The organism is uncultured Methylobacterium sp. (assembly GCF_964251405.1).
In the GTDB taxonomy this organism is placed as follows: domain Bacteria; phylum Pseudomonadota; class Alphaproteobacteria; order Rhizobiales; family Beijerinckiaceae; genus Methylobacterium.
In genome coordinates, this window is record NZ_CAXUJR010000131.1 from 3,254 (window position 1) to 7,664 (window position 4,411).

Sequence of the window (4,411 nt, forward strand, 5' to 3'; positions counted from 1 at the left end):
TCAGATCCCCTCGGCCATGTGGACGAACTGGTCGACGCTGACGAACTGGTCCATGGCCCGGGCCGGCTCGGCGCAGCCGGCGGTGCCGACGACCCGCGCCGGCACGCCGACCACCGTCGTGTTGGGCGGGACCGGCCGCAGCACCACCGAGCCGGCGGCCACGCGCGCACAGGCCCCGACCTCGATGTTGCCGAGGATCTTGGCGCCCGCCCCGATCATCACGCCGCGGCGGATCTTGGGATGGCGGTCGCTGCCCTGCTTGCCCGTGCCGCCCAGCGTCACCGCATGCAGCATCGAGACGTCGTCCTCGATCACCGCGGTGGAGCCGACGACGAGGCCGGTGGCGTGGTCGAGGAAGATGCCGCGCCCGACCCGGGCGGCGGGGTGGATGTCGGTCTGGAACACCTCGGACGAGCGGCTCTGCAGGTAGAGCGCGAGGTCGCGGCGGTCGTGGGTCCAGTACCAATGGGCGAGGCGATGGGCCTGGATCGCGTGGAAGCCCTTGAAGTAGAGCACCGGCTCGAGGGCGCGGCTCGCTGCCGGATCGCGGTCGAGGACGGCGACGATGTCGGCGCGGAAGCTCTGGCCGATGCGGGGATCGTCGGCGATCGCCTCGTAGAAGCCGTGGGCGACGAGCTCGCTCGACAGCGACGAATGCCCGAGCCGCGCCGCGACCCGATGCGACACCGCCGATTCGAGGGTGGCGTGGTTGAGGATCGTCGCCACGATGAAGGAGGCGAGCTGCGGTTCCTCGCGGACCACCGTCTCGGCCTCGGCGCGCAGGCGGCTCCAGACCGGGTCGAGCATCGCCGGTTCGCTCGGACTGAAGGACGGGCTCGCGGACATCGGTGGCTCCTCGAGAAGGGCGCGGATCACGACCGGATCGCGACCCTCATGGCATCCGGCCGCTCGCACGGCCGGCCGGGTTGCCCTTAGCGTGGTGCGCGACGCGGCCGCGATCAAGGGCGGTCGCGGCGCGTGCCGGGCATGCGGGCGGGCGAGTTCAGGTCAGCTCGCGGGCTGGACTTCGCCGAACCGCGTCTCAATGGCGCTCGCGAGGCGGTCGACCATGACGTCGACGCCGACATCGGAGGTGTCCACCACCGCCGAGGCCCTGGCATAGAGCGGTTCGCGGCTGAGCAGCACCGCCCGCAATTCCTGCATCGCCGAGGCATGGTCCCCGGTGGTCGGCAGTTCGCCCTGGTCGCGCACCCGCCGCATGTGCTCCTCGGGCTTGGCCCGCAGCCAGATCGTGAAGAACGCCTGCAGCAGCAGGTCGTATGTCAGGGGCTCGGCGACGATGCCGCCGCTGGTGGCGAGCACGAACGGGCCGGGCCGCTCGGTGAGCCGGCGCAGGGCCCCCTGCTCCAGCCGGCGATAGCCCTCCTGCCCGTAGATCGCGAAGATCTCCTTCACCGAGAGGGCGTTCTCGCGCTCGATCTCGGCGTTGAGCTCGACGAAGCTCCAGCCGAGCCGGTCGGCGACGCGGCGGCCGAGGGTCGACTTGCCGGCGCCGCGCAGGCCCACCACCGCCACCCGCGGCTGCACGGCCTCGCCGGCCGCGCCGGTCTTGCCCGAGAGCACACCCTTGGCCAGGGCGATCTGCTCCGCCGATGCATTGCCCAGGAGATCGCGCAGCACATGCCAGTCCGTCGGGATCTCCTGGTCGGCGATGAGATCGTCGAGGCGAATGCCCATGGCGTTGGCGACGCGCCGCAGCAGGATGATCGAGACGTTGCCCTGGCCGCTCTCGAGCTGGGCGATGTAGCGCTCCGACAGGCCCGAGGTCTGCGACAGCAGCTTGCGCGACAGCCCCCGGACCGTCCGCGCATGCCGGACCCGCCGCCCGAGCTCCGCCAGGAAAAGCGATTCCTGCTCCATCGCCCCGGTCATAGCTCCGTCCGTCCCTGTACGATCCAAACGACACATTCATCGGGCCGCGACGGACCCGCTCGTCCGCGCACGCCATGTCTCTCAGCAGGAATTCCCCCGGCAGGAACTCTCCCGGCGGGAGCTTGCCCGGCAAGAACGCGCGGACGAGTTCCGCCACGCCTGGATAAATCCCTGACGTGAAACATGATTCCCAAATCGACGCCGTCAGGCCGTCCCGACGGCCCGCCCGTATTCCAACGCTTGCATGCAGTGTTCCACATCGCACTGCAACATGGGGGCACGCATGACGCACTACAATTACGGGCTCGATCGATTCACGTCGCGGTCTCGAGGTCCCCGGCGTCAGGGTACGCTGTCGGCCGCGATGGTGCATGCCGAGGTCGATTCCGTGCCCCAAACGCCGATCGACGCGTCCGTCCGTGACCGTTCAGACCTCGGATCCGGCGCGATGGGCCGTTACTGCGCGGTGGGAAGCGCGGAGGCCTCGAGCGTCGTCCCGGCGACGGGCGCCTTCTTCGCGACGATCGGTCGCCCGACCGAGGCGAGCTGGACGAGGGAGGGCCGCCGGGGCGGCAGGGGCACCTCCACGGTCTCGGTGACGGGCGGCTCGGCACTCATGGCGAGCGACGCCGCCTGGGGCGCCACCGAGAGGGCAGCGAGGTCGGTGGAACGGGCGCCGGCGACCGTCGCAGTGACCGGATCGGACAGGGCGACGTCGCTGCGGAAGGCGGGCCGCCGCGGCGGCAGCGGAACCTCCACCACCTCCGTGGGGGCCGGATCGGTGGCGGGTGATGGCGCGTAGGCGAGGGCGGTGTTGGCGGCCGTCACGTTGGGATCGACGGCCGGTCGCTGACCGAACAGGCTGCCGAAGGCGGTGCCGGATCTCGGCGCCGTCGGTACATCGGCCGCGACGTCGGTGGTGATGCCGAGGCGCTTGGCGGCGTAGTAATAGCCCTTGTTGTAGTAGTTGTAGGCCTGGATCAGGTCGCCCTTCGCGGCGCGGTAGGCCCCGGCGAGGTAGGCGATCCCGTAACGCAGGTTGGTCTGGGGATCGTAGAGGCCCGCGGCATCGCCACCGTAGCCCATGCCGCGCGCGGTGGCGTGCTTGATCTGCATCAGACCCAGGGCCGAACCGCCCTTGGCGTTGGGGTTGTAGTTGCTCTCACGCTTGACGACCTGATGGACGAAGCTCGACGGAAGGCCGGCGGCCTTGGCCTGGGCCTCGATCAGGGCATTGATGTTGTCGCGTGGGGCGCCGGTCTGCTGCGCGGAGGCCGTCGCGGGAAGCGATGCGACGAATGCGGCGAGGAGCAGGAGGCGCTGGTTCATACGAGGGACCCGGTTTGGCCATCGGCCGATCAAACCTGGGTCGGTCTCAAATGCGGCCGGAAAGCGGCCCCGGCCGCAATCGCCGGTGGGAGCGTGGCCGTTTGTTGATGTGCTGTGGCGCACACGACACAGGCGGGCGCGGTCCACGATTCCGCGGACGCGTCCCCTTGTTCGGCGATCCGAGCTGCCTGGAGTCGAAACGCGGGATGCCGGACCCAACGGCCTCGCCGGGGCCGCCATCGGGCGCTGTCAGGCTGCGTAGCCGAGCTGGTCGAGGATGGCCTCGACGACGAGCGTGGGGCCGTGCGCGACCGAGACGGTGATCGGCCGCTCCTCGGGACCGGGCGGTTCGAGGGCGGCGAACTGGCTCTCGAGCAGCGTCGCCGGCATGAAATGGCCGAGCCGCCTGGAAAGCCGCTCAGCGATCAGGGCCGGCTCCCCCGAGAGATAGACGATCCGCACCGCAGGCCGATCGCGGACCAGGGCGCCGCGATAGGACCGCTTCAGCGCCGAGCAGACGATCACGCCCGATCGCCCCTCCGCCAGGTGCCGGTCGATCCACGCCGCGATGGCGGCGAGCCAGGGCGTCCGGTCGCCGTCGCCGAGCCCGATGCCGGCCTGCATCTTCGCGATGTTGCCCGGGCCGTGGAAGGTGTCGCCATCGGCGAAATCCCATCCGAGCCGCTCGGCGAGGAGCGCGGCGACCGTGCTCTTGCCGGACCCGGACACGCCCATCACCACCAGCACGGTCGGGGACAGCTCATCGGCCATGGGCGCCTCGTCGTTGGACCGCTCCGGGCCGGTCGTCGTTGCGACGGCCCCCTTGGCCCCGCCGGGCGCCAGGCCGCGCTCGCGCAGCCGTTGCGGCCCGAGGATCATCGCGAGGACGTTGTAATCGCCACGGCGGTCGTTGGCGACCGGGAGCGGACATGCATCGCTGGCCGGCGGAAACCGGCCGTGGGCCGGAGGGTGTGCGCAACGGGGATGGGTGCGGGCCGCGGGCCGGTGGCGCCGCGACTGTGACCGCCCCGCCACGGACATGGCGGTGGGGATGGTCTAGGCAGCAGGCTGGCGAAACCGACAGGCTGCCCTGGATGCGTACCCTTCCGTTCCTCCTGTTCACCGCGCTCGCGGTGTCGGGCTGTTCGTCGCTGCTTCCTGCTGCGGGTCCGACGACGAGCGCGGTGAT

General features: G+C 70.8%; 4 protein-coding genes. All 4 read right to left on the bottom strand.

The window, feature by feature from the left end; all coding sequences use genetic code 11:
* A complete protein-coding gene (gene cysE, locus ACFE7U_RS16800; RefSeq protein ID WP_375410856.1) occupies nt 1–846 on the bottom strand; it encodes a serine O-acetyltransferase in 846 nt (281 codons plus the stop codon).
* Between the two features lie 162 nt (nt 847–1,008).
* The gene (locus ACFE7U_RS16805; protein ID WP_375410857.1) at nt 1,009–1,893 is read right to left on the bottom strand and encodes a helix-turn-helix transcriptional regulator; all 885 of its coding nucleotides are present in this window, start codon (nt 1,891–1,893) and stop codon (nt 1,009–1,011) included.
* 456 nt (nt 1,894–2,349) lie between these two features.
* Nucleotides 2,350–3,222 (bottom strand): transglycosylase SLT domain-containing protein, encoded by an 873-nt coding sequence (locus ACFE7U_RS16810; protein ID WP_375410858.1) that lies wholly within the window; start codon nt 3,220–3,222, stop codon nt 2,350–2,352.
* Nucleotides 3,223–3,471: 249 nt separating this feature from the next.
* On the bottom strand, nt 3,472–3,993 hold the full coding sequence (locus tag ACFE7U_RS16815; RefSeq protein ID WP_375410860.1) for a gluconokinase: 522 nt from the start codon (nt 3,991–3,993) through the stop codon (nt 3,472–3,474).
* Between the last annotated feature and the right edge of the window lie 418 nt (nt 3,994–4,411).

Coding starts and splice junctions, on each gene's coding strand:
- cysE (WP_375410856.1), bottom strand. CDS start 846: ATGTCCGCGAGCCCGTCCTTCAGTCCGAGCGAACCGGCGATGCTCGAC.
- ACFE7U_RS16805 (WP_375410857.1), bottom strand. CDS start 1,893: ATGACCGGGGCGATGGAGCAGGAATCGCTTTTCCTGGCGGAGCTCGGG.
- ACFE7U_RS16810 (WP_375410858.1), bottom strand. CDS start 3,222: ATGAACCAGCGCCTCCTGCTCCTCGCCGCATTCGTCGCATCGCTTCCC.
- ACFE7U_RS16815 (WP_375410860.1), bottom strand. CDS start 3,993: ATGGCCGATGAGCTGTCCCCGACCGTGCTGGTGGTGATGGGCGTGTCC.